This window comes from Flavobacterium chungangense LMG 26729 (genome assembly GCF_000735715.2).
In the GTDB taxonomy this organism is placed as follows: domain Bacteria; phylum Bacteroidota; class Bacteroidia; order Flavobacteriales; family Flavobacteriaceae; genus Flavobacterium; species Flavobacterium chungangense.
Genome location: NZ_JASY01000010.1, coordinates 1 through 20756, shown reverse-complemented (window position 1 = coordinate 20756; position 20756 = coordinate 1). Strand labels below are relative to the sequence as shown.

Genomic DNA, 20756 nt, shown 5'->3' with positions numbered 1-20756 from the left:
ACCTGATAGGGGAAGTATTATACGGTAAATGAAAAATACGCCTGCTTTGGTTTATTAACGAAGGCCATAAGAGACCAAGTGAATTGCAGCGTAAAATACCCGATGCATCACGCAGGGTTTTGAACATCCAGTTGAACGAACTGGAAGAACATGAGCTAGTTGTTAGGAAAATATATCCCGTAGTGCCGCCAAAAGTAGAATACAGCCTAACGAAATTTGGTGAGAGTTTAATTCCTGTTATAGGTGCTTTAGGCCAATGGGGTGATCAGAATCAGGAGAGACTGAAATCTTTAATTATTAAAAAATTTCCCGGAGCAACTGATATGGAATAAAATTAAGAATGTCTGAATTAATTTAGTTCAGCTAAATCTATATCTTTTATTAGATTTTTCTGTTTCCAATTCCTTTACAAATTTGTGTTTCTCTTTTCATATACTTCTATTAGTACACAGATTTATCTGCTGTCTATTTGTAAAATTATCATATACGACAGCATTTACGATTCCTCTATCATTATAAATAATTATAAATATTCAAAGCTGCTAGTTTTGACAATTCCTAATGCTCTGTACTTTACTTACGATGCCCGATTTTGTCTTCTGTCAATTCACCAAATCCAATTAAGGGAAAAATCTACTATAATAACCGCACTATATCCATTTTTATAGAATTGTTCTTTACTGAATTTTGCTGCGGAGAATGAAAACGGTCATATTGATTATTATTAATCACACCAGATACAGAATCATTCTCTAAGAATCAGTAAAAATTAAAAACTATTAGAAATGACAAAACATCAAAACCGCACATTGGGTGCATTTGAAAAAACATTCTGGCTGTTGGACCAGATTGATTCTAAGGACTTTGCTTTGGCAGCAGAAGTAGAAGGAAGAGAATCGGCTGAAGCATGGAGACTGGCTGTTAATCAGGTTCAGAAGAGACATCCCAACCTTTCAGCAAGAATTAGAATGGATGAATTTAAAAGACCTTTTATCGAACATGTTGACTCTTTGGTCATTCCACTGAAAGTCATAGAAATCGATAACGGCTTTAAATGGGAGCAAGTAGTCGAAAAGGAATTAGCAACACGATTCAATACTGAAGAGGGCCCTCTTTTTAGAGTGATTGTATTACAAAAACCTGAAGATACTGTATTGATTTTAGCTGCCAATCATACATTGGCGGATGGATCTTCTCTTATGTATTTATTCAGGGATTTGTTGGAGGCGGTTACAGGCCAGATTCCACAAGTATTGGCACCGCAAAAATCTAACGATGAAACACTTGGACTTCCTGAGGATAATGCTGTTGAAGATAATGAAACTTCAACATATATATTTAAAAAACTTTCAACTGTTTCTCCTAAAGTTAAAAGTATTAAATTTTCAAGCGAGCATACATCACAGCTAATAGAAAGATCAAGACTGGAGCAAACAACGGTACATGGTGCAATTTGCGCTGCTGTGGTTATCGCAGGAAGAAAACATCGCCAAGAGTGGGATGACAAAAAAATTGAATTAATTTCTCCTATCTGCACACGAAAAGCGCTTCAACTAGATGACAATTGCGGGTTGAATATTACGACTCATCCCGTTTATTTTGAGCCAGAAGAAAAGCAATCTTTCTGGGATATAGCCAGATTGGCAAAATCAGGTCTCAATGGAACAGAAACAAAAGAACATGTAGAAAATTACCTTGTTTTTTTCAGAACGCTTACTTTTAACAGTGCAGATATCCAAAAAATGGTAGATACATTAAAAGAAGCATTCAATCATCAAATAATGGTTACTAATCTGGTAAAAGTGAAATATAAAACTGATTTTGGAAAACTCAAACTTAAATCTGTATATGGTCCAATGGTTCGTTCAGGAAAGGGCTTGGAGCAGACTATTGGGGCGATTAGTACCAACGGTAATCTTTGTCTCACAAACACCAGCGACACACCTATTGCAGGTTTATTAGAAGAAATGCAGATGCTTATGGCAGAAGCCTGTAAATAGTATTTCGGATAATTAAGATAATTTAATTTAAAAAAACACCATATAATGCACAGATGTATATTATGGTGTTATTTTATATAAAGACACCTGACAGAAATAAATCACTTATTTGCCTCAGTAGAACAGCAAATTAATAAGTGGTTTATTAAGAAAAGCAATCCCCTATTCTTTTAAAAAAAATACATGTTTTCTAATTTTGAAGGGGGAGGCTCTGCCATTTGAACCTAAGTTGAGAAGGGTTTGATTTTAATGAATTAAGTAGCATCTGATTTTGCTAGTCAGAATATTTTAGTGTGTGAGAGATAAAATGACGAAAGGAGATCAGGATTTTAAAATCATGCACACCGGCATTATGAACAATGGTGTTCCAAATAAGGATACCTTAACTGTAGAATTAAATTTCAAAAGGTCTGAGCAGACCGATATGTATTTTTTTAATTCCTATCACGTCAATCTGCAGAAAGAAGAGAACAAACCCGGGCTGGAACAGACCTTTTACATCAACAAAGACAGCGCCAGTATTACAATGAAAGAGGCTTATAATTTGATGGAAGGCAGATCTGTCAATAAAGATCTTAAAAATAAAGAAGGGGAGAGCTATAATTGCTGGCTGAAAATTGACTTTAAACAATCTGACAATGGTAATTTTAAGCTGAACCAATACCATCAGAACTACGGATATGATCTGGAGGCAAGTTTGGCCAAACATTCAATCAAGGAACTGAATACTCCGAAGTATAAAGAAGACCTTTTGAATTCGCTTAAGAAAGGAAACCTTCAGTCGGCGACTTTTGTTGTCGGCGGTACTGAAAGTAAAATGTATGTGGAGGCAAATCCCCAGTTTAAGACTGTTAATATTTATGATGAAAATTTACAAAGAATTAATCATCGAGAGAGCAAGGAAGAAAAAAAGGCTGAATCTCAAAAAGAATCAGTATCTAAAGATCAAAAAAAAAATCTAGATTCTGATGAAGGTGATTCAGGGAGGAAAGATAATAAAGTAAAGAAAAGAAAAACTCCTTCACTTTAAAGTTATGGAAAAATTAAAGCCTTTATCGGATTTTTTCACCGCAATAGAGAATGATTACCGGATTAGTCCGATGCATATTGCCATTTATGCAGCTCTATTACAATTTAGATCCGTTAAGGGCTTTATTAATCCAATTTTTGTCTTTAGCTCGGAGATTATTGTTATTGCTAAAGTTTCTTCAGCAAATACGTATCATAAATGTGTCCAGGAACTTCATCAGTATGGATACATAAAGTATAGACCATCTTTTAAAAAAAATCGTGGCAGTGAAGTATATTTTTTGTTTTCAGCCGATGCGGACAGTTAAAGGTTCTGCAATTAATAATTTTATGAAATTGTACTATGAATGAAATTGTAACCAAGGAAGATCTGAGACAGTTTGGTCTTCTTCTAGTAGATAAAATACAGGCTGTATTTAAAGATAAGGATTCTGGACGGAAAGAAACTTTGGAATCAGAGTGGATTAAAAGCAAGTCTGTGAGAAAACTGCTTGATATTTCAGCAGGTTCAGTTCAGAATCTTAGAACAAGCCAAAAAGTCCGTTTCAAAAAAGTGCTTGGCTCGTACTACTATAATAAAGAAGATCTTCAAAAACTATTTGATGATGATAAAAACTAAGAGATTAAAAGAAAGCTATATAATGAGTTATCTGTCAATGTATAGTAATGATCCTAAACTAAATGTCTGGCATCTATCAATTTTGACAGCAATACTGGGATTAGGCTATAGGCAGGGCCAACGAAGAAGGATTAAAGTCAGCCGCAGTAAAATTATGGAGTTGTCACATGTCAATACGCTGCCGACTTATCATAAGTATTTTAAACAGCTTCAGGATTTAGGATACTTAGAGTATTTTCCATCCTATCATCCTGAACGCAGGAGCGAGGTTAAATTACGCAGGAATAAACCTTCTTGATGATGAAAATAGGTAAAATGAAACACAGGTACGGATTTCCGTAAAAAAGATTCTCTTTAAAGAATGACATTTGATAAAAATTATAATAATAAATTTTAAACTTTAAAGAGAAAATAAATGAAAGCACAAATCAATAAAATTATTGACCACGGTCATAATGATGAAAGAATTCTTATTAAGATACTGGAAGATTCTGATATCGGTGAGTTTCTAGTTTTAGACACTACTTACAGCAGTAATGGAACAGTTTCCAACAAGGTGCGCCATCCCTTTTGGTTTCCCGATCAGAAAGTAAAAAAGGGAGATTGGGTCACTTTATATACCAAAGAGGGGAGCAGCAGAAGTCTTAAAAATCCTGATGGGACAATTCATTATCTTTTCTATTGGGGGCTCAAAAGCAATGTATGGAATAATGACGGAGATTGCGCGTTGCTTTTGCATGTTGATGAATGGAAGCATCACAAAGTGACTATTGAAAAATAAATTAGATTATCTTTTTTCACGCAGTTTTAATAGGTGTGCAAAACCCTAATGCAAAAGAGGCTGTCTCAAGTATTTTGTGACAGTCTCTTCTTTGTTTGAATAGACTTCGAACAAATAGCAGGCACCTTCCTGCTAACTTTTTTAGAAAATAGTAGTTGAAAGTGATTTTGAGCGAAATCTTTACATTTTTTATTTTGAAATATTGGATTTATTGTTTTACTTAACTCGGTTAAACTACAGAACCAATTGCTTCATCAATTGTGTGAAAGTTGCAATCGATGTGAAGGAATAAAGAAGTAATGAGATGTAAAAATTGTAACAAAAACTATAAAAGGATTCAGATGAATAGAGAGATTTTTATGAAAAACTACTGCTGGATTGCATATCTGCATCCATACACTTTCGTTACTCCTGATGATGAGCAGCCGTGGGAGGTTGAGTTGGATGAAATCAACAAGAGTACCTATAACCATGGCAGGCTTATTCAGATAGTCTCAAAGATAAAAACCGAAAATAACGAACTTGATGCCCTTGTCTGCTACGATGGTGCAATTGCAATAGCCCGAAATGGGAAATTTCATAAAAAGGAAGAAGCCGTAAATTTTTTTAATAAACTTTTTGCCAAGTTGATCTTTAATGGCTTTTATGTGGAAGGTGTAAACAGCAGGGATGTAGTGTCAGGAGTTATTTATGAAGAGTGGGGAATTTTTAATACGGAATTTGGGGGAAGTGCATCATCACAATCCCATTCTAAAGTACGTACAAAGATGGCAGGCAGCTTGGACACAATCAATTTAAGTTCACCCAGACATTTAATGATCAGCGAGCTTAGGGCTGGTATAGAGAAAGGTAGTAAAATTTTCGATGAAATTCCAAATTTGACGCCTAAATTTTTGAATATGGGCATTACTGAAATTCGCTATGGGAACTGGGATCTTGTTTTATCCAATCTTTGGATCACCTCTGAGCAAATGATTGACTATTTATGGCATAACCGTTTTTTAAAAAATCAAAGTTTTCATCCGGAACATGAAATTGATGGCAGAAAAAAATCATTCAAAGAAGACAACAGGACTTGGAGTATGGCAATCAAGCAGGAACTCTTATATCAAAATTCTATAATTACTGAAAGTATACTTATTAATCTGTTTAATGCCCGGAAAGTGAGAAATAAATTGGTGCATGAAGGAAGGGCTGTCGATAAAAAAGTAGCATTGGGTCTTTTTACGGCAGTAAAAGAACTTATACAGATCGTGATTGGACCAGAAGACATTATGAATAATAAAATTTTTTCAGAAAACACTGCTGCGTCGGGGAAGTATGAAAAAAAGAGTGATGCGATAAAATTTGATGAATCATTATATACAGACTGGCAGAAGATTATTGATGAGCAGGTAAATGAGGAGCAAAAAAAAAATAGGCTGTCTTAAAACTTTTGAGACAGCCTATCTTATTATAATGCTTCCTTACTAATTGTTAGGAGCTAATATTGTATTTCTTTTTGATTGCCTGAATTTCCTTTTCGAGCCTGCTGAGAACCGCCAAATCAGGCTTAGACATTTTGGACCCAGTTTTATTGAGTTTTTTATTGAGAATAGACATTTCACGTCCGATTGTGGCCTGCTCAGTTATAGCATATGCCTCAGTCTGTTTTACCGATGCATGACCCAGCAGTTCTTTAACTACATTAATAGGGACGTTGTTATTTAATGTCACAGTGCTTCCAAAAGTACGGCGGGCCATATGCGTGTTTAATGTAAAAGGAAAGCCACACAAGACTGCCACCTCTTTTAGATACTCATTCATTTTCTGGTTGGATGAAACAGGAAGCACGGTTCCACGCTGGATACACAGCGGGTGCTCTTTATATTTTTCAACTATTTTCAGTGCTTGGGGAAGAAGAGGGACATTAAATGATGAGTTTGTTTTCTGCCTTTCGGACATAATCCATAGATTTCCATCAATGCCTTCTTTGATATCAGTTTTCTTTAATTGATAAGCGTCTATGTAAGCTAGGCCAGTGTAGCATTGGAAGACAAATACATCCCTTACGACATTGAGCCTGTCAGTTGTGAAATAATGACTTTCAAGTTCGTACAATTCCTGTGCGGTGAGTGGTTTTTTTACCAGTTTTGTTTTACGTCCCTTAAAGTTCTTAAATGGGTCCTTGGTGATTAACTCCTTATCAATGGCACGGATTACAATCTTTTTGAAATTTGCAATATACTTTAGGGTGGTGTTGTTGCTGCAGTCGCGTACAGTTCTAAGGTAAAACTCGAAGTCCTTTACAAACTCAAGATTCAAATCCGCAAATTCAAGATCGTGCTTTTTAAGCTTGAATTTTATAAACGCAGTCAAATGGTTTTTAGTAATGGTAAACCGGTCAAGGGTGCCTTTTGCATAGCCTTTTCCAAGAAGCGCCTCCATTTCATCATTATGCTTTTGAAATTCTTCGAGCACCTTAATCTTTGGGGCTGTCCTTCCCAGAACCTCGTCCATAATTTTCTCAGCGGTTATGGTTTTGCCGCTGTACATCATTTCGGTTTTGATTTCATTGATTTTTAAAGTCAGCGAATCCAAAAAGAAGTTCAGCGACTTTGCATCTTCCTTTGAGCCGACCGCTCTTTCGAACCTTTGATCCCATCGAGTATTATCCCATTTTCTTTTAGTTGAGCTTTCCTTACGGATACCGTCAACAGTTATTCTGAAATATACGATCCATTCTTTACTTTCTATTTTGGGTCTTTTTAAAAAGAATCCCAAACCAAAACTGCTTTCCAACATAATCCTACTTTTTAAATTAATAAATGTAAAATAATATCACTGCCAAATCAAGTCGTTAATCTCGTTAACCCCTATGATATAAGGGATTTTTACTATTTCTGGTGCACTTTTCAGCGCGCCGGAAAGTGCACCGATTCTACACCTTTAATTTTGTGAGGATTTATAAATATTGAAAATAGGCTTAAAACGAAAAAAACCTGCAAATCGTTGAATTTGCAGGTCTTCAGACATTTTTTGTGGCTTTTTGAAAAGATTGAAAACTTTAAGTTTTCCGCCTTTTTGGCCTTTCCGTGGGGAGAGCAGGATTCGAACCTGCGAAGTTTTCACAGCAGATTTACAGTCTGCCCTCGTTGGCCGCTTGAGTATCTCCCCGATCTCAGCGTTGTGCTTTGTTGTTTTAAGCGGTTGCAAATATAGCAACGTTTTTCATGTTTGCAAACAAAAATTGAACTTAATTTTAAGTTATTTTTTAATTCACTGGTAGTGAATAAAATAATAATAAATATTTTTATCAATTATAGCGCTTTTTTAAAATTAAAGCTTGAGTTTTATAAATCATAGTATTATTCTTAGTTAAATATTTATAAACTTTAGTACTATCAGAGTTATCAAATCCTGATTATTGAGTTCCTTAACGATTATTTAATTACCGGTAAATAATCTACAGATTAATAAAAATTCAAAAATTGCAATGGTTTTCATTAGATTTGAAAAAATATACTGATTAAATAATTTGCAATAATTGATTTCAACGATTATTCATGTCATTTATCGGGTAAATTTCACTCGAAACAGGTTTAAATATATTTTAGTAGTAGAAACCCCAATCCTATTATGAAAAAAATCCTACTCCTATTTATAATTATTATTTCTTCAGAAGTGAGCGCTCAAATACCCATTCATAAATTTAATTTCAACGGAACATTACAAAATACTGAAAATTCCATTTCTTTTATGGGGACAGAAAATTATGTAGCCGATAGGACGGGGAAAGATAAAAGCGCACAAAGATTAACAAACAAAGCATTAGAAGCTGTAATTGACAATCTCCCTCAGAAAGATAAACCAAGAACCATAACGATCTGGATCAAAATGAATGATATTTCTTCAGCAAATTATATCTGGGGGTACGGTGAAGCTTCTACCGCCAAGTATTTTGGACTCTTGCAACAAGGAACAACAACTTCTAATTCTGACTTAAATCTGGCAGCCTGGGGAGCTTTAAACGATATAATAGTTAATATCCCTTTGACTAAGGATACCTGGTATCAATATAGCGCTACGTTTGATGGCAACATTTCAAAAATATATCGCAATGGAGAATTGTTAAAATATGAAAAGGCTGCATCAATTAATACTGAAGGAAATATTTTCAGATTAGGAGAGATTAATACAAAAATTGGAATTAATGCTGATTTGGATGATTTAAAAATTTACAACACCGCTTTATCAGACAAAGAAATCCTTGCATTATACAACATTGAAAAATATACACCACCAGTCAGGGATGTAAATACTGAAACAGTTTTAAAAAAAGAAATAGTACAAAGCAATACTAATACAACCACTATTATAAAAACAAATTCTTTGAATGCAAAGAAGATAGAGGTATTTTCTCAGGGGCAGAGAATATCAAGTAATAGCACAAAAGAAATTGATTTAAATGAACTTCCAGAAGGCATATACTTACTAAAGGTTACTGACCCACCGGCTAAAAAAACGACATCTAAATAACAAGAAAGGCTATTCATTACGAATAGCCTTTCCCTTTTTATTCTAGTTTTAAAAAATTGTAATTAAAAAAAAACAGAAATAAAATAAATTCTAAATGTATTTTAAAAGTAAATCCTTTACGTATTTTATGATTCACTTTTTTTAACGATGTCTTTAAATAATCAATTCATTTATTTCAAAAACAATAAATCAATTTCACGGCTTACCCTTTGGTTTTGATCAATAATTTATAGAAAGCTTCAATTTTTAATTCTCAATTATCGTATTCTTTTTTTGAAAAATTGAAAGGCAATTCCATTAATTAACCGTTGGTGTTACTATCTTTTTCTTGAAGTTGAAACATATGAATAAATCATTTGCCCATTATTTTTTGTTTTATAATTAAAAACCGTTAAAAAATGAGCGACAAATTTTTTAATTTTTCTCAAAAAAAGTCATTTTTTAGGTTAATAAATCAGTGAAAGAAAATCAATCTTTAAATCAATAAAAAAAATGTATCTTATTGATTTCTAGGTTGTAAAATTACTTATTTTTTTTCAAAAGCAAATGTTAAAAAATGTTATTTTTTATTTTAACAGTATTATTTACCTTATAATTCGATTTATAGTAAAGACTTACTTTGAATTGAGTAGGTAAAAAATATAAAAATGGTTTATTTTTACACTATAATTATTTAAAACAAAATAAATAGAAAAATGGATTGGATAACTGCCAGAGAATTCGAAGATATAACGTATAAAAAATGTAACGGAGTTGCGAGAATAGCTTTTAACAGACCAAATGTCAGAAATGCTTTCCGTCCAAAAACAACTTCAGAATTATACCAGGCATTTTATGATGCACAAGAAGATACTTCAATAGGAGTAGTTTTACTTTCTGCTGAAGGTCCATCAACAAAAGATGGAGTATACTCATTTTGCAGTGGAGGAGATCAAAATACACGTGGACACCAAGGCTATGTTGGAGATGACGGACAACACCGTTTAAATATTTTGGAAGTGCAGCGATTAATTCGTTTTATGCCAAAAGTAGTAATTGCCGTTGTCCCGGGCTGGGCTGTTGGCGGAGGGCATAGTTTACATGTAGTTTGTGACATGACGCTTGCCAGTAAAGAACATGCTATTTTTAAACAAACAGACGCTGATGTAACCAGTTTTGATGGAGGATACGGATCAGCTTACCTCGCTAAAATGGTTGGTCAGAAAAAAGCGCGTGAAATTTTCTTTTTAGGAAGAAATTATTCAGCTCAGGAAGCAATGGACATGGGAATGGTAAATGCAGTTATTCCACACGATGAACTAGAAACTACAGCATACGAATGGGCGCAGGAAATTCTTCAAAAATCACCAACTTCTATAAAAATGCTAAAATTTGCCATGAACTTAACAGATGACGGAATGGTTGGCCAGCAGGTTTTTGCAGGCGAAGCAACACGTTTGGCTTATATGACCGAAGAAGCAAAAGAAGGCCGAAATGCATTTTTAGAAAAAAGAAAGCCTAATTTTGGTGAAAACAAATGGTTACCATAAAAAGAAAAAGTTTCAAGTTTTAGGTTCCAGGTTGCTAACCTGAAACTTGAAACCTCAAACAAAAATTTAACTAAAAAAACATAATGAAACATTGGATTGAAGCCGCTAGATTGCGCACATTACCTTTATCAGTTTCCGGAATTATAGTAGGAAGTATTTACGCATTATCTAACCCAACAGAAACCATAAATACCCCAACAGAAGTATTTAGCTGGAAAGTTTTTGGTTTTGCACTTCTAACTACACTTGGTTTACAGATTTTATCCAATTTTGCAAATGATTACGGAGATGGTGTTAAGGGAACTGATAATGCTGATAGGGTAGGGCCACAAAGAGCTATTCAGAGCGGTATAATTACGCCCGAGGCTATGAAAAAAGCCATAATAATCACATCATTATTAACGCTTTTAGCTGCAATTACCCTGATATATTTTGCTTTTGGAGAAAGTAATTTTGCATACTCAATCTTTTTCTTACTGCTTGGAATCGCAGCAATTGCTTCTGCAATTCGTTACACAGTTGGAAATTCAGCTTACGGATACAAAGGATTCGGAGATGTATTTGTTTTTATATTCTTCGGACTGGTAAGTACCTTAGGCGTTAATTTTTTATATTCTAAAGAAATAGATCCGTTGTTGACTTTACCTGCCATTTCAATTGGTTTGTTAAGTGTGGGAGTTTTAAACCTGAACAATATGCGTGATGAAGAATCCGACAGAAAATCAGGAAAAAACACAATTGTTGTGCAGATTGGAGGAGCAAAAGCAAAAATTTATCATTTTTCATTAATTATTACCGCAATGCTTTTGGTAATAATTTTTGCGATTTTAAGTGATTATAATTTCGATCAGTATTTATTCTTATTAGCTTACATCCCTTTAACAAAACATTTAATTACCGTTTATAAAAATCAAAACCCCAAGCTTTTAGATCCCGAATTAAAAAAACTGGCGCTAAGCACTTTTTTACTTTCTATCTTATTAACGGTTTGTATGATATCCTTAATTTCGGATATCATTGTTAATCTTTTTCTAGGAGGAAGATAATGTTTCACTTTTAAATTTTATCAAATGAAAATTACATTTTACGGCCACGCCTCTTTAGGAATTGAAGTAGGAGGAAAACATATCATTGTCGATCCTTTCATCACGGGAAATCCGTTAGCTTCCGCGATTGATATAAATACATTAAAAGCCGATTATATTTTGCTTACACACGCACATGGCGATCACGTTCTGGATGTTGAGGCAATTGCTAATCGTACAGAAGCTACCATAGTTTCAAATGCCGAAATAGCCAGTTATTATGCGAAATTAGACTTAAAAGCACATCCTATGAATCATGGTGGAAGCTGGAATTTTGACTTCGGAAAAGTTAAATATGTAAATGCAGTTCATTCCAGTTCATTCCCTGACGGAAGTTACGGAGGAAATCCTGGTGGTTTTGTTATCGAAGGTGAACACAAAAATATCTACATTGCAGGTGACACAGCCTTAACAATGGATATGAAACTGATTCCATTGCGCACCAAACTTGATTTGGCAATTTTACCAATCGGAAGCAACTTCACAATGGATGTTGAAGACGCCATTATCGCTTCTGATTTTATAGAATGTGATAAAATACTCGGTTACCATTTTGATACTTTTGGGTATATCGAAATCAACCATGAAGAATCTATCCGTAAATTTTTCGATAAAGGAAAAGATTTGATGCTTCTCGAAATTGGGGAATCAATAGAACTTTAAAATTATATTTCATTTATAAGAAGCTCTTTCCTGCTGTACACTATATCTTTTATGCCGAACGCCGGCATAAAAGGATGCCGTTTCCATCAGGGCTAGGGCTTTAGTTTTTATAAGACGTTAATTTCTTAAAAAAAACTATTTAAATCCACATAATAAGTGGTGAATTCAAAATTTAAAAATCTAAAATAAAAACAATGTCTAAGCAATTTGCATCACTAGGAATTTCAGCACCAATTTTAAAAGCACTAAGCGAACTGAACATTGTTGAACCAACCGAAATTCAACAAAAAACAATTCCATTACTTTTATCTGAAATACATGATCTGGTTGGCTTAGCCAAAACCGGAACAGGAAAAACAGCTGCTTTTGGATTGCCATTATTACAATTAGTCGATACAAAATCTACTGTTGTCCAGGCTGTTATATTAGCCCCAACAAGAGAACTTGGACAGCAGATTTTTAATAATCTGGAAGATTTTTCTAAGCATATTCCAAATATTTCTATTGCATCTGTTTGCGGTGGAATCCCAATAAAACCCCAAATTGAACGACTTACAAATACAACACATATTGTAGTGGCAACTCCGGGACGTTTAATAGATTTGATTCAGCGAAAAGCCGTCGATTTAAGCCAAACCCAATATTTAGTTTTAGACGAAGCAGACGAAATGGTTTCTATTCTAAAAGAAAGCTTAGACGAAATCATTGCAGAACTTCCCAAAAAACACCGTACAATATTGTTTTCTGCAACTTTACCAGGAACCATCAAACAGTTAATTCAGAATTACTTAAATAAAAATGTAGTTCAAATTAGCGCCAACATGGAAACAGTTGGGAATCAAGGAATAGATCACGAATATATTGTAGTTGATCCAATTGAAAAATTAGATATTTTAATGCATTTTTTAAATTCAAAAGACGGAGAACGCGGTATTATTTTTTGTAAAACCAAAGCAGCCGTAAATAAACTGGCAAAAAACTTAGCTATAAACCGTTTCTCTTCAGGTGCTATTCACGGTAGTTTGTCACAAGGAATTCGTGACAGAATTATGGAGCAATTCCGTGAAGGACACATTAATATTTTGGTTGCAACCGATTTGGCAGCAAGAGGAATAGATGTCAAAGAAATTTCATATGTTGTAAATTATCATTTGCCTGACACTTACGAGAATTACGTTCACAGAAGCGGAAGAACTGCAAGAGCAGGAGCAAAGGGACTTTCTTTAACTGTTTTACAACAGGAAGAAGTAGTTGAAATTCCTGAATTTGAAAGAGAATTAGGATTGAAATTTACTGAACTCAAAAAGCCTTCAGCCATAAGCCTTGAAGAAAACAATACACTTTTATGGGCAAAACAAATCTTTAAAACAAAGCCAAATCACGATATTTCAACCGATTTAAAAACAAAAGTAAAAACTGTTTTTCATCATCTTACAAAAGAGGAACTAATAGAAAAATTGTTAGCAAACTATGTTCTACAAAATAAGATTGAGATAACTGAAAAACCAGTTAAAAAACTTAAAAAATAGTTTTAAACTTGCTTTATAATGCTTAAAAACATCAAGAATGAATACTATTGAAATAAAGAAAATTTCGCTTGAGGAAATTACTCAATTACAGGAAATTGGCAGACAAACTTTCCAGGAAACTTTTTCAGAATCAAACTCTGAAGAAAATATGAAAAGCTATCTCGAAGAAGGATTTTCTAACGAAAAATTAACTACTGAACTTAAAGATGAAAATTCTGAATTCTATTTTGCAATGTTGGATAATAAAGTGATTGGTTATTTAAAAATAAACTTTGGAGCATCACAAACCGAATTAAAAGATAATAAAGCTCTGGAAATTGAACGGATTTATGTGTCAAAAGAATTTCATGGAAAAAGTGTGGGGCAATTACTTTATACTAAAGCGATAGAAATAGCAAAACAACAAAATTCAGAATATGTATGGTTGGGTGTTTGGGAAGAAAATCACAGAGCAATAAATTTTTACAAGAAAAACGGTTTCATCGAATTTGACAAACATATTTTTAAATTAGGAAATGATGAACAGACAGACATTATGATGAAGCTAAAATTGGCCAAATAATACTAAATTCATAGAAAGAAATTCAATTAATATTAGTTTTTATAATTTTAAAAATAAATTTCAAAGATGAGTTTGAACTTGCAATTATTAGTGTTAAATTTATAAAGTAATGCAAACAGAATAGTTTTTTGCACAAAAGCCTTAAACACAATTTATTATGAATATAGTCATCATTGGAGGTGGTTTCGCAGGATTAAATCTTGCAAAAGAGCTTCTAAATCATCCTCAAATACAAGTAACCCTTGTAGATAAAAACAATTACAATTTTTTCCCTCCCCTTATATATCAGGTTGCTACAGCTTTTTTAGAACCTTCAAGTATCAGTTATCCGTTTAGGAAATTTTTTGCCGGTAAAAAAAATCTTCAATTTCGTTTAGGCGAATTATTATCAGTTGTTCCGGCAGAAAATAAAGTGATTTTGAGTAATGGTGAATTATCATATGACCATTTGGTTTTTGCTACAGGTGCTGAAACCAGTTATTTTGGAATGGAAAACGTTATGAAAAATGCCATTCCGATGAAAACCTTAAATGATGCGATCGTAATGCGAAATACATTGCTTAAGAATTTAGAAAAAGCTGCTATTTGCAAAGAAATCCGTAAGCGCCGTAAATTACTAACTATTGTTGTAGCGGGTGGAGGACCAACAGGAGTAGAGGTTTCAGGTATGTTCGCGGAAATGCGAAAAAATATTTTACTAAAAGAATATCCTGAATTAGATACTACGGCAAGTAATGTTTATTTAGTTGATGGAGGAGATGCATTACTAGCACCAATGAGCGAAGCTTCTCAAAAAGACACTTTAGAAGCACTTACAAAATTAGGCGTTGTTGTTAAATTGAACAGCAAAGTAACTGATTATGTTGATGATACCGTATATTTTGAAAATGGAGAAACAATTAAAACCAAAAATTTGATATGGGCTGCTGGTGTTACTGCTAAAATTTTTGAAGGAATGCCAGCGGAAAGTTATGGCCGTGGAAGAAGAATGGCTACTGATGCATTTAATAAAGTGAATGCTACAGAAAACATATATGCTATTGGTGATACCGCTATTTTAACTGCTGATAAAAACTTTCCTAATGGCCATCCTCAGGTAGCGCAGGTCGCCATACAACAAGGAATAAATCTTGCGAAAAACTTCAAAGCTTCACTTCAAAATAAACCACTTAAACCTTTTGTTTACAATGACAAAGGATCAATGGCAATTATTGGAAAAAATAAAGCTGTGGTTGATTTACCAAATCCTAAATGGCATTTCAAAGGATTTTTTGCCTGGTTCATTTGGTTATTTGTTCATTTAATTTCACTGATCACTTACAGAAACAGATTGAAAACTTTTTATAATTGGATGATAGCCTATTTCGCCAGAGACCAATCTCTTAGAATGATAATCAGACCTGATAAAAAACAGGTATAAAAAAATCCGGAATTTTGAATTCCGGATTTTTTTTCTCAACTATTTAATGACCAATTATAATGTCATCTTCAGAAGATATTTCTACTTTTTGTTTGATAAAACCTTTCCCTATATTCAAAATAATAAATGCCAAAATAGTAGTTGCCGTCATGATGACAACCATTGGCACAACAGAATCTTTAACAAAAATTCCAACAGCAAAAGAAGCTAAAGCCCCTAAACCAAGCTGAATTGCCCCCATTAATGCAGAAGCACTTCCCGCATTTTTAGCAAAAGGAGCCATCGTAAGGCCTGCAGTATTAGGATTTGAAATTCCTAAACAGCCTAAAAACAGAAACAACATTCCAATCGTTCCATATAAGCCTAAAAGATCATTCAAAGAAAGAACCAAAAAAACAATACTTATCAGCGATTGAGCGATTAGAGCACTGAATATCATTTGTTCGCTGGAAAATTTCTTCAATAGAACCGAATTTAATTGACTTGAACCAATGAAACTCACTGACATAAACGCAAATATCCACCCATATGTCTTGGCATCAACATGGTAAATATCCATAAAAATAAATTGGTTTTGGCTTCAGTGAAATCGAAGTATCCGGTTTATAAGTATTTGGCAAACCTATTTGAGATGCTATAAGAATAGCAATTCCCATGAACATTAAGATCAAAAACACCACATGCCAACCATAATCTTCAGTTACATATCCCCCAATTGTTGGTGCGAGCATTGGCGAAAGTCCAAGAACAAGCATTAACAAAGAAAAAACTTTAGGAATATCTTTTACTGGAAATAAGTCTCTGACCATCGCGACAGAAGCTACCGTTGCTGCACAACTGCCAACTGCCTGGATAAATCTCAAAAATATAAAAGTATCAATATCCGCAACATACACACATCCTAAAGAAGCTAAAATATAAACCATTAAACCTACAAACAATGGTTTTTTTCGTCCAAATCGATCTAATAAAGGTCCATAAAGTAATTGGCCGGCCGAAATTCCGATAAAATAACTTGATAAACTCATTGAAACTTTTGCAACATTAGTATTTAAATCTTCCGCAATTCCAGAAAATCCAGGTAAATACATGTCTATTGAAAAAGGTCCAAGCGCTGTCAATGAGCCCAAAATAAGAATAAGTTTAATATATTTTTTTGTTGTCATTTTCTTAAATGATTGCTTTTAATTTTTTGCAAAGATAAAGATTTCATACCTTGATAAATAATTAAACTATTTTTAATAAAAGTTTGATATGTTACGCAGAGATTTGTTATAAAAATTTTAAAATATTAATCTTAAATTAAGAATTATGAAAAAGTACATTTTAGTATTAGCTTTGATCTTCTCAACAATTTCATTTGCACAGACCATTACATCAAAACAAGAAGATGCAAATGAGGCACAGTATGAACTCCTTAAAAAAGTAAATGAATTTTACCCAGACATTACTTTAAACAAAACGATTACAAATTTTTACGCAGATGGAAAAATTATTGATTCACGACAAGAGTTTAATTTAAAAGGAACAAAGTTTTCCAGTTATAAATTAAGTATAGAACCAGATAATAAAAAATTATTATTTGAATATGAATCTGTTGAATCAGGAAAAATCTATGGAGATGTCACAATTTTTAAAGGAAACGCTTTACGAACAACTTTTAATGAACAAAAAAGTGAGATTGAAGTTTCCTTAAATGGTAAAGCGGTGTATTCTAAAAAGCTTTAAAAGCCATATTTATTTAGAAAGCATCAAAATTGATGCTTTCTAAATAAATATTATTTGAACTATAATTTATATTATGTAAAATAGAAATCATTAGAATTAATCATTAGAATTAATCATTAGAATTAATCATTAGAATTAATCATTAGAATTAATCATTAGAATTAATCATTAGAATTAATCATTAGAATTAATCATTAGAATTAATCATTAGAATTAATCATTAGAATTAATCATTAGAATTAATCATTAGAATTAATCTAATAGTGATTCTTTATTTTATTATTTTTACATTTGACTATATTAAATAAACTATGAATACAATTGCTGAACATATTGCGGATTTTTTAAAAGAATATCCGCCATTTGATAATTTGACATTTCAGGAACTCTTTAATATTGCAACTAATATCCGAGTAATAAATTTAGAAAAACATGCTGTATTGTTTCAAAACAACGATATACTTCATGATAGTTTCTACGTGGTATCATCCGGAATTATCAACTTGACTACAATTGCTGATGCTGAGGAAACTATCATAAACAAATGTCACGAAGGTGATATTTTTGGTTTGCGTCCTTTTTTTGCAAAAAACAATTACATGATGACTGCCAAAGCACGTGAAGAAAGTATTGTTTATGCTATTCCTATTGCTGTTTTTAGACCATTTGTGGCAAATAATTCAGATGTTTTAAACTTCTTATTAGAAAGTTTTGCTATTAATTCGCGCCATACAAAAGACAATGTAAGTTCTGGAAACAAACTAATTTCTGATAACGGATTTTATTCGGATACACAATCAGAAATGCAATATATTCAATCTCTTAATTATAATAATTCACCACTAACCACTACAGCTGATAAAATTGTAAAAGACATTGCTATTTTGATGACTGACTCAATGGTTGACAACATCGTTGTTTGCGAAAACAATAATCCTATAGGTATATTGACAGATGCTGATTTATCATCAAAAATAGCCACAGGCCGTTATCCTATTACTGAGACAATAGACAAGATCATGTCATCTCCTGTTGTTACTGTAATTGAAAATGTTTCTTTGGCAGAAGCTCAGTTATTAATGTTAAAGCATAATGTAACACATTTATGTGTTACTAAAGATGGTACAAATAAATCGGTTGTTAAAGGCATTATATCTGAACATGATTTAATTGTAGCTCAAGCAAGTAATCCTGGTGTATTAATTAAAGAAATTAAGCGATCACAATTGCCAAAGGACTTAAAACAAATTCGGGATCGATTGTCTGATTTAATTCAGAATTCAATTCAAAAGGATATTACCATTTCCCACATATGCAATATTGCCAACGAAATAAACCTGGCACTCATAAAACGTGCAGTTGAATTAACAATTTTGGATTTGGGCTCCCCTCCTGCTCGTTTTGCATGGCTAAGTATTGGTAGTCAAGGAAGAAAAGAACAACTTTTACTTACTGATCAGGACAGTATATTAATTTTTGAAGATGTGACACCTGAAAAATATAGAGAAGTAAAAGATTATTTTTTAAGACTTGCCAAAAGAACCACATCTCTGTTAGAAAAAGTAGGTTATGAATTTTGCCCAAATGGTCATATGGGAAGTAATATGTTATGGTGTAAATCACTGACTGACTGGATAAAGCAATACAACAGCTGGATGAATACTCCAGGTGAAAACAGTAATGACTTAAGCAGTATATTCTTTGATTATGAAATTGTTTTCGGCGAACCAAAAATTGAAGAGGCTGTAGAAAATATTATTTTTAAAAATGCGATCAACAACCCATTGTTTTTTGACTTTCTAGGAAATGATGCCTTAAAAAAGAATGCGCCTTTAAGTTTTTTTAAGAAATTTATTTTAGAAGAAGAAGGTCCTCACAAAATGAAATTCGATATCAAAACTAAAGCATTGATGCCTCTTATTGATGGTGCAAGGTTACTAATATTAAGCTCAAATATTAAAGGAATTAAAAATACCTATTTAAGATTTAAACAACTTGCTATTTCAGATTCTAAAAATGCTGAAATATATCTAAGTTGTGCAGAAGCATTTTTAACCTTATTAAAATTCCGAACAGTTGAAGGATTAAAAAATGACGATTCAGGGCAATATATAAATATAAAAGAATTATCTAAAACAGACAAAGAGAAATTAAAAAACGCATTAGCTCCTATGCGAGATCTTGAGGAGTTAATTAAAAGTAAGTTTCAACTTACACAATTTTCATAATATGTTGGACTGGCTGAAAAATATTAACAAAGAATATCCTGATTTTTGGAAAAATTACCTTAGTAAATTCGAAACTAAGCCAAATAGATTTGTGGCTATATCTACCGAAACTTCAGGACTAAACCCTATAAAAGATGTAATTTTATCTATGGGATCTTTTGCAATTGTTGATGATGCTATCATAATTCAGGATAATTTCGAAGCAGTTCTATTACAATATAAATACCTACATGATAATGGTTTATCAAACGAATTTATAATTGAAAGCAAAATGAAAAAGCTTCAGGAAAATGATGCTCTTCAGACTTTTATAGATTATTTAGGAAATGCAGTCTTGGTAGGTCATCATGTTAACTTCGATATTGAAATGATAAATGCTGCACTAGAGAGATTAGATTGTGGCAGATTAAAAAATGAAGCTTTAGACATAGATGTAATGTATAGAAAATTACACGATATAAATGAAAAGCAATTTTCACTGGATGACCTATGTGAAATATATAAAATTCCTAAAAGTGACAGAAATTCATCAGCCGAAGATGCTTATAAAATTGCTTTATTATTTTTAAAACTAAAATCCAGATTAGGAATTAAATAAATTAAGCTGTTAAACATCTAAACGAGCCAATAGTATATAAAATTTTGAGTATTTATTATTTAGTCTTTTTTAAAAGCATTTAGATCTCAGTTTAGAAGAAATAAAATGTAGAATTTTTTCTTTTTAGGATTTCCGTTTAGGAACTAAAACATTAGAAGTTATTATTACGAAAGTGGATCTACAAATGATCCGCTTTTTTTGTATAATAGCATCCAAATATATTTTATATATTTTTTTGTTTCTGTGGTAAAAGAAAAGACGAATGCCGCTTCCATCCCTAACGCGGTATGGAATACAGGAAGCTTCAGTTTTTAAGCAAGTAATTCCATTAAGCAAAAAAACTCCAATCAGCCATAGCCAATTGGAGTTTCAGTACTCAGAGCGGGACTTGAACCCGCACGGACATTGCTGTCCACTGGATTTTAAGTCCAGCGTGTCTACCAATTTCACCATCCGAGCTATTTGTT

The 20756-nt window shown here is 32.8% G+C and carries 21 protein-coding genes and 2 tRNA genes; 18 read left to right on the top strand and 5 right to left on the bottom strand.

Annotated features, from left to right (window positions below; all coding sequences use genetic code 11):
* The first annotated feature begins 35 nt into the window (after positions 1–35).
* From JE46_RS16610 to JE46_RS16575, 8 genes are all read left to right on the top strand, one after another.
* Positions 36–332 (top strand): winged helix-turn-helix transcriptional regulator, encoded by a 297-nt coding sequence (locus JE46_RS16610; RefSeq protein WP_317041409.1) that lies wholly within the window; start codon positions 36–38, stop codon positions 330–332.
* A gap of 453 nt (positions 333–785) precedes the next feature.
* Positions 786–2000 carry a condensation domain-containing protein gene (locus JE46_RS16605; RefSeq protein WP_031456401.1) on the top strand — a complete coding sequence of 405 codons (1215 nt, stop codon included), beginning with the start codon at positions 786–788 and terminating at the stop codon, positions 1998–2000.
* 307 nt (positions 2001–2307) lie between these two features.
* Positions 2308–3030 carry a hypothetical protein gene (locus JE46_RS16600; protein ID WP_244881895.1) on the top strand — a complete coding sequence of 241 codons (723 nt, stop codon included), beginning with the start codon at positions 2308–2310 and terminating at the stop codon, positions 3028–3030.
* Positions 3031–3034: 4 nt separating this feature from the next.
* Positions 3035–3337: a hypothetical protein gene (locus JE46_RS16595; RefSeq protein WP_031456399.1), complete on the top strand. Its 303-nt coding sequence runs from the start codon at positions 3035–3037 to the stop codon at positions 3335–3337.
* Positions 3338–3372: 35 nt separating this feature from the next.
* Positions 3373–3648, top strand: a complete 276-nt coding sequence (locus JE46_RS16590) for a hypothetical protein (protein WP_031456398.1) — start codon at positions 3373–3375, stop codon at positions 3646–3648.
* Positions 3632–3946 carry a hypothetical protein gene (locus JE46_RS16585; protein WP_031456397.1) on the top strand — a complete coding sequence of 105 codons (315 nt, stop codon included), beginning with the start codon at positions 3632–3634 and terminating at the stop codon, positions 3944–3946. The genes JE46_RS16590 and JE46_RS16585 overlap by 17 nt, the downstream gene beginning before the upstream one ends.
* A gap of 117 nt (positions 3947–4063) precedes the next feature.
* The gene (locus JE46_RS16580; protein ID WP_031456396.1) at positions 4064–4429 is read left to right on the top strand and encodes a hypothetical protein; all 366 of its coding nucleotides are present in this window, start codon (positions 4064–4066) and stop codon (positions 4427–4429) included.
* A gap of 341 nt (positions 4430–4770) precedes the next feature.
* Positions 4771–5859, top strand: coding sequence for a hypothetical protein (locus tag JE46_RS16575; RefSeq protein WP_031456395.1), 1089 nt, complete (start codon positions 4771–4773; stop codon positions 5857–5859).
* A gap of 46 nt (positions 5860–5905) precedes the next feature.
* Here JE46_RS16575 and JE46_RS16570 read toward each other — a convergent pair whose 3' ends face one another.
* Both JE46_RS16570 and JE46_RS16565 read right to left on the bottom strand, forming a co-directional pair.
* Positions 5906–7213: a site-specific integrase gene (locus tag JE46_RS16570; protein WP_031456394.1), complete on the bottom strand. Its 1308-nt coding sequence runs from the start codon at positions 7211–7213 to the stop codon at positions 5906–5908.
* Positions 7214–7504: 291 nt separating this feature from the next.
* Positions 7505–7585: transfer RNA gene (locus JE46_RS16565), tRNA-Tyr, on the bottom strand.
* Positions 7586–8047: 462 nt separating this feature from the next.
* On the opposite strand from JE46_RS16565, the gene JE46_RS16560 reads away from it, so the two are divergent.
* The 7 genes from JE46_RS16560 to JE46_RS16530 all read left to right on the top strand — a co-directional run bounded on the left by JE46_RS16560 (position 8048) and on the right by JE46_RS16530 (position 15735).
* Positions 8048–8947 carry a LamG domain-containing protein gene (locus JE46_RS16560; protein ID WP_031456393.1) on the top strand — a complete coding sequence of 300 codons (900 nt, stop codon included), beginning with the start codon at positions 8048–8050 and terminating at the stop codon, positions 8945–8947.
* A gap of 695 nt (positions 8948–9642) precedes the next feature.
* Entirely contained in the window at positions 9643–10476 is an 834-nt protein-coding gene (locus tag JE46_RS16555; RefSeq protein ID WP_031456392.1) for a 1,4-dihydroxy-2-naphthoyl-CoA synthase, read from the top strand.
* Between the two features lie 83 nt (positions 10477–10559).
* The gene (gene menA, locus JE46_RS16550) at positions 10560–11522 is read left to right on the top strand and encodes a 1,4-dihydroxy-2-naphthoate octaprenyltransferase (protein WP_031456391.1); all 963 of its coding nucleotides are present in this window, start codon (positions 10560–10562) and stop codon (positions 11520–11522) included.
* Between the two features lie 24 nt (positions 11523–11546).
* A complete protein-coding gene (locus tag JE46_RS16545) occupies positions 11547–12224 on the top strand; it encodes a metal-dependent hydrolase (protein WP_031456390.1) in 678 nt (225 codons plus the stop codon).
* 194 nt (positions 12225–12418) lie between these two features.
* Positions 12419–13753, top strand: a complete 1335-nt coding sequence (locus JE46_RS16540) for a DEAD/DEAH box helicase (RefSeq protein ID WP_031456389.1) — start codon at positions 12419–12421, stop codon at positions 13751–13753.
* A gap of 37 nt (positions 13754–13790) precedes the next feature.
* A complete protein-coding gene (locus JE46_RS16535; RefSeq protein ID WP_031456388.1) occupies positions 13791–14315 on the top strand; it encodes a GNAT family N-acetyltransferase in 525 nt (174 codons plus the stop codon).
* Between the two features lie 157 nt (positions 14316–14472).
* Complete coding sequence (locus tag JE46_RS16530) at positions 14473–15735, top strand: NAD(P)/FAD-dependent oxidoreductase (protein WP_031456387.1); 1263 nt, start codon at positions 14473–14475, stop codon at positions 15733–15735.
* Between the two features lie 43 nt (positions 15736–15778).
* Here the strand turns inward: JE46_RS16530 and JE46_RS24520 are convergent, their stop codons facing one another.
* Together JE46_RS24520 and JE46_RS24515 are read right to left on the bottom strand one after the other, a co-directional pair.
* Positions 15779–16294, bottom strand: a complete 516-nt coding sequence (locus tag JE46_RS24520) for an MFS transporter (protein ID WP_244881893.1) — start codon at positions 16292–16294, stop codon at positions 15779–15781.
* The gene (locus JE46_RS24515) at positions 16275–16901 is read right to left on the bottom strand and encodes a Bcr/CflA family efflux MFS transporter (protein WP_244881891.1); all 627 of its coding nucleotides are present in this window, start codon (positions 16899–16901) and stop codon (positions 16275–16277) included. The genes JE46_RS24520 and JE46_RS24515 overlap by 20 nt, the downstream gene beginning before the upstream one ends.
* A 145-nt stretch (positions 16902–17046) precedes the next feature.
* On the opposite strand from JE46_RS24515, the gene JE46_RS16520 reads away from it, so the two are divergent.
* From JE46_RS16520 to JE46_RS16510, 3 genes are all read left to right on the top strand, one after another.
* Positions 17047–17463, top strand: a complete 417-nt coding sequence (locus tag JE46_RS16520) for a hypothetical protein (RefSeq protein WP_031456386.1) — start codon at positions 17047–17049, stop codon at positions 17461–17463.
* Positions 17464–17774: 311 nt separating this feature from the next.
* The gene (locus tag JE46_RS16515) at positions 17775–19691 is read left to right on the top strand and encodes a DUF294 nucleotidyltransferase-like domain-containing protein (protein WP_031456385.1); all 1917 of its coding nucleotides are present in this window, start codon (positions 17775–17777) and stop codon (positions 19689–19691) included.
* A gap of 1 nt (position 19692) precedes the next feature.
* Complete coding sequence (locus JE46_RS16510; RefSeq protein ID WP_031456384.1) at positions 19693–20289, top strand: 3'-5' exonuclease; 597 nt, start codon at positions 19693–19695, stop codon at positions 20287–20289.
* A gap of 373 nt (positions 20290–20662) precedes the next feature.
* Here the strand turns inward: JE46_RS16510 and JE46_RS16505 are convergent.
* Positions 20663–20748, bottom strand: a tRNA-Leu gene (locus JE46_RS16505).
* Positions 20749–20756 lie beyond the last annotated feature (8 nt).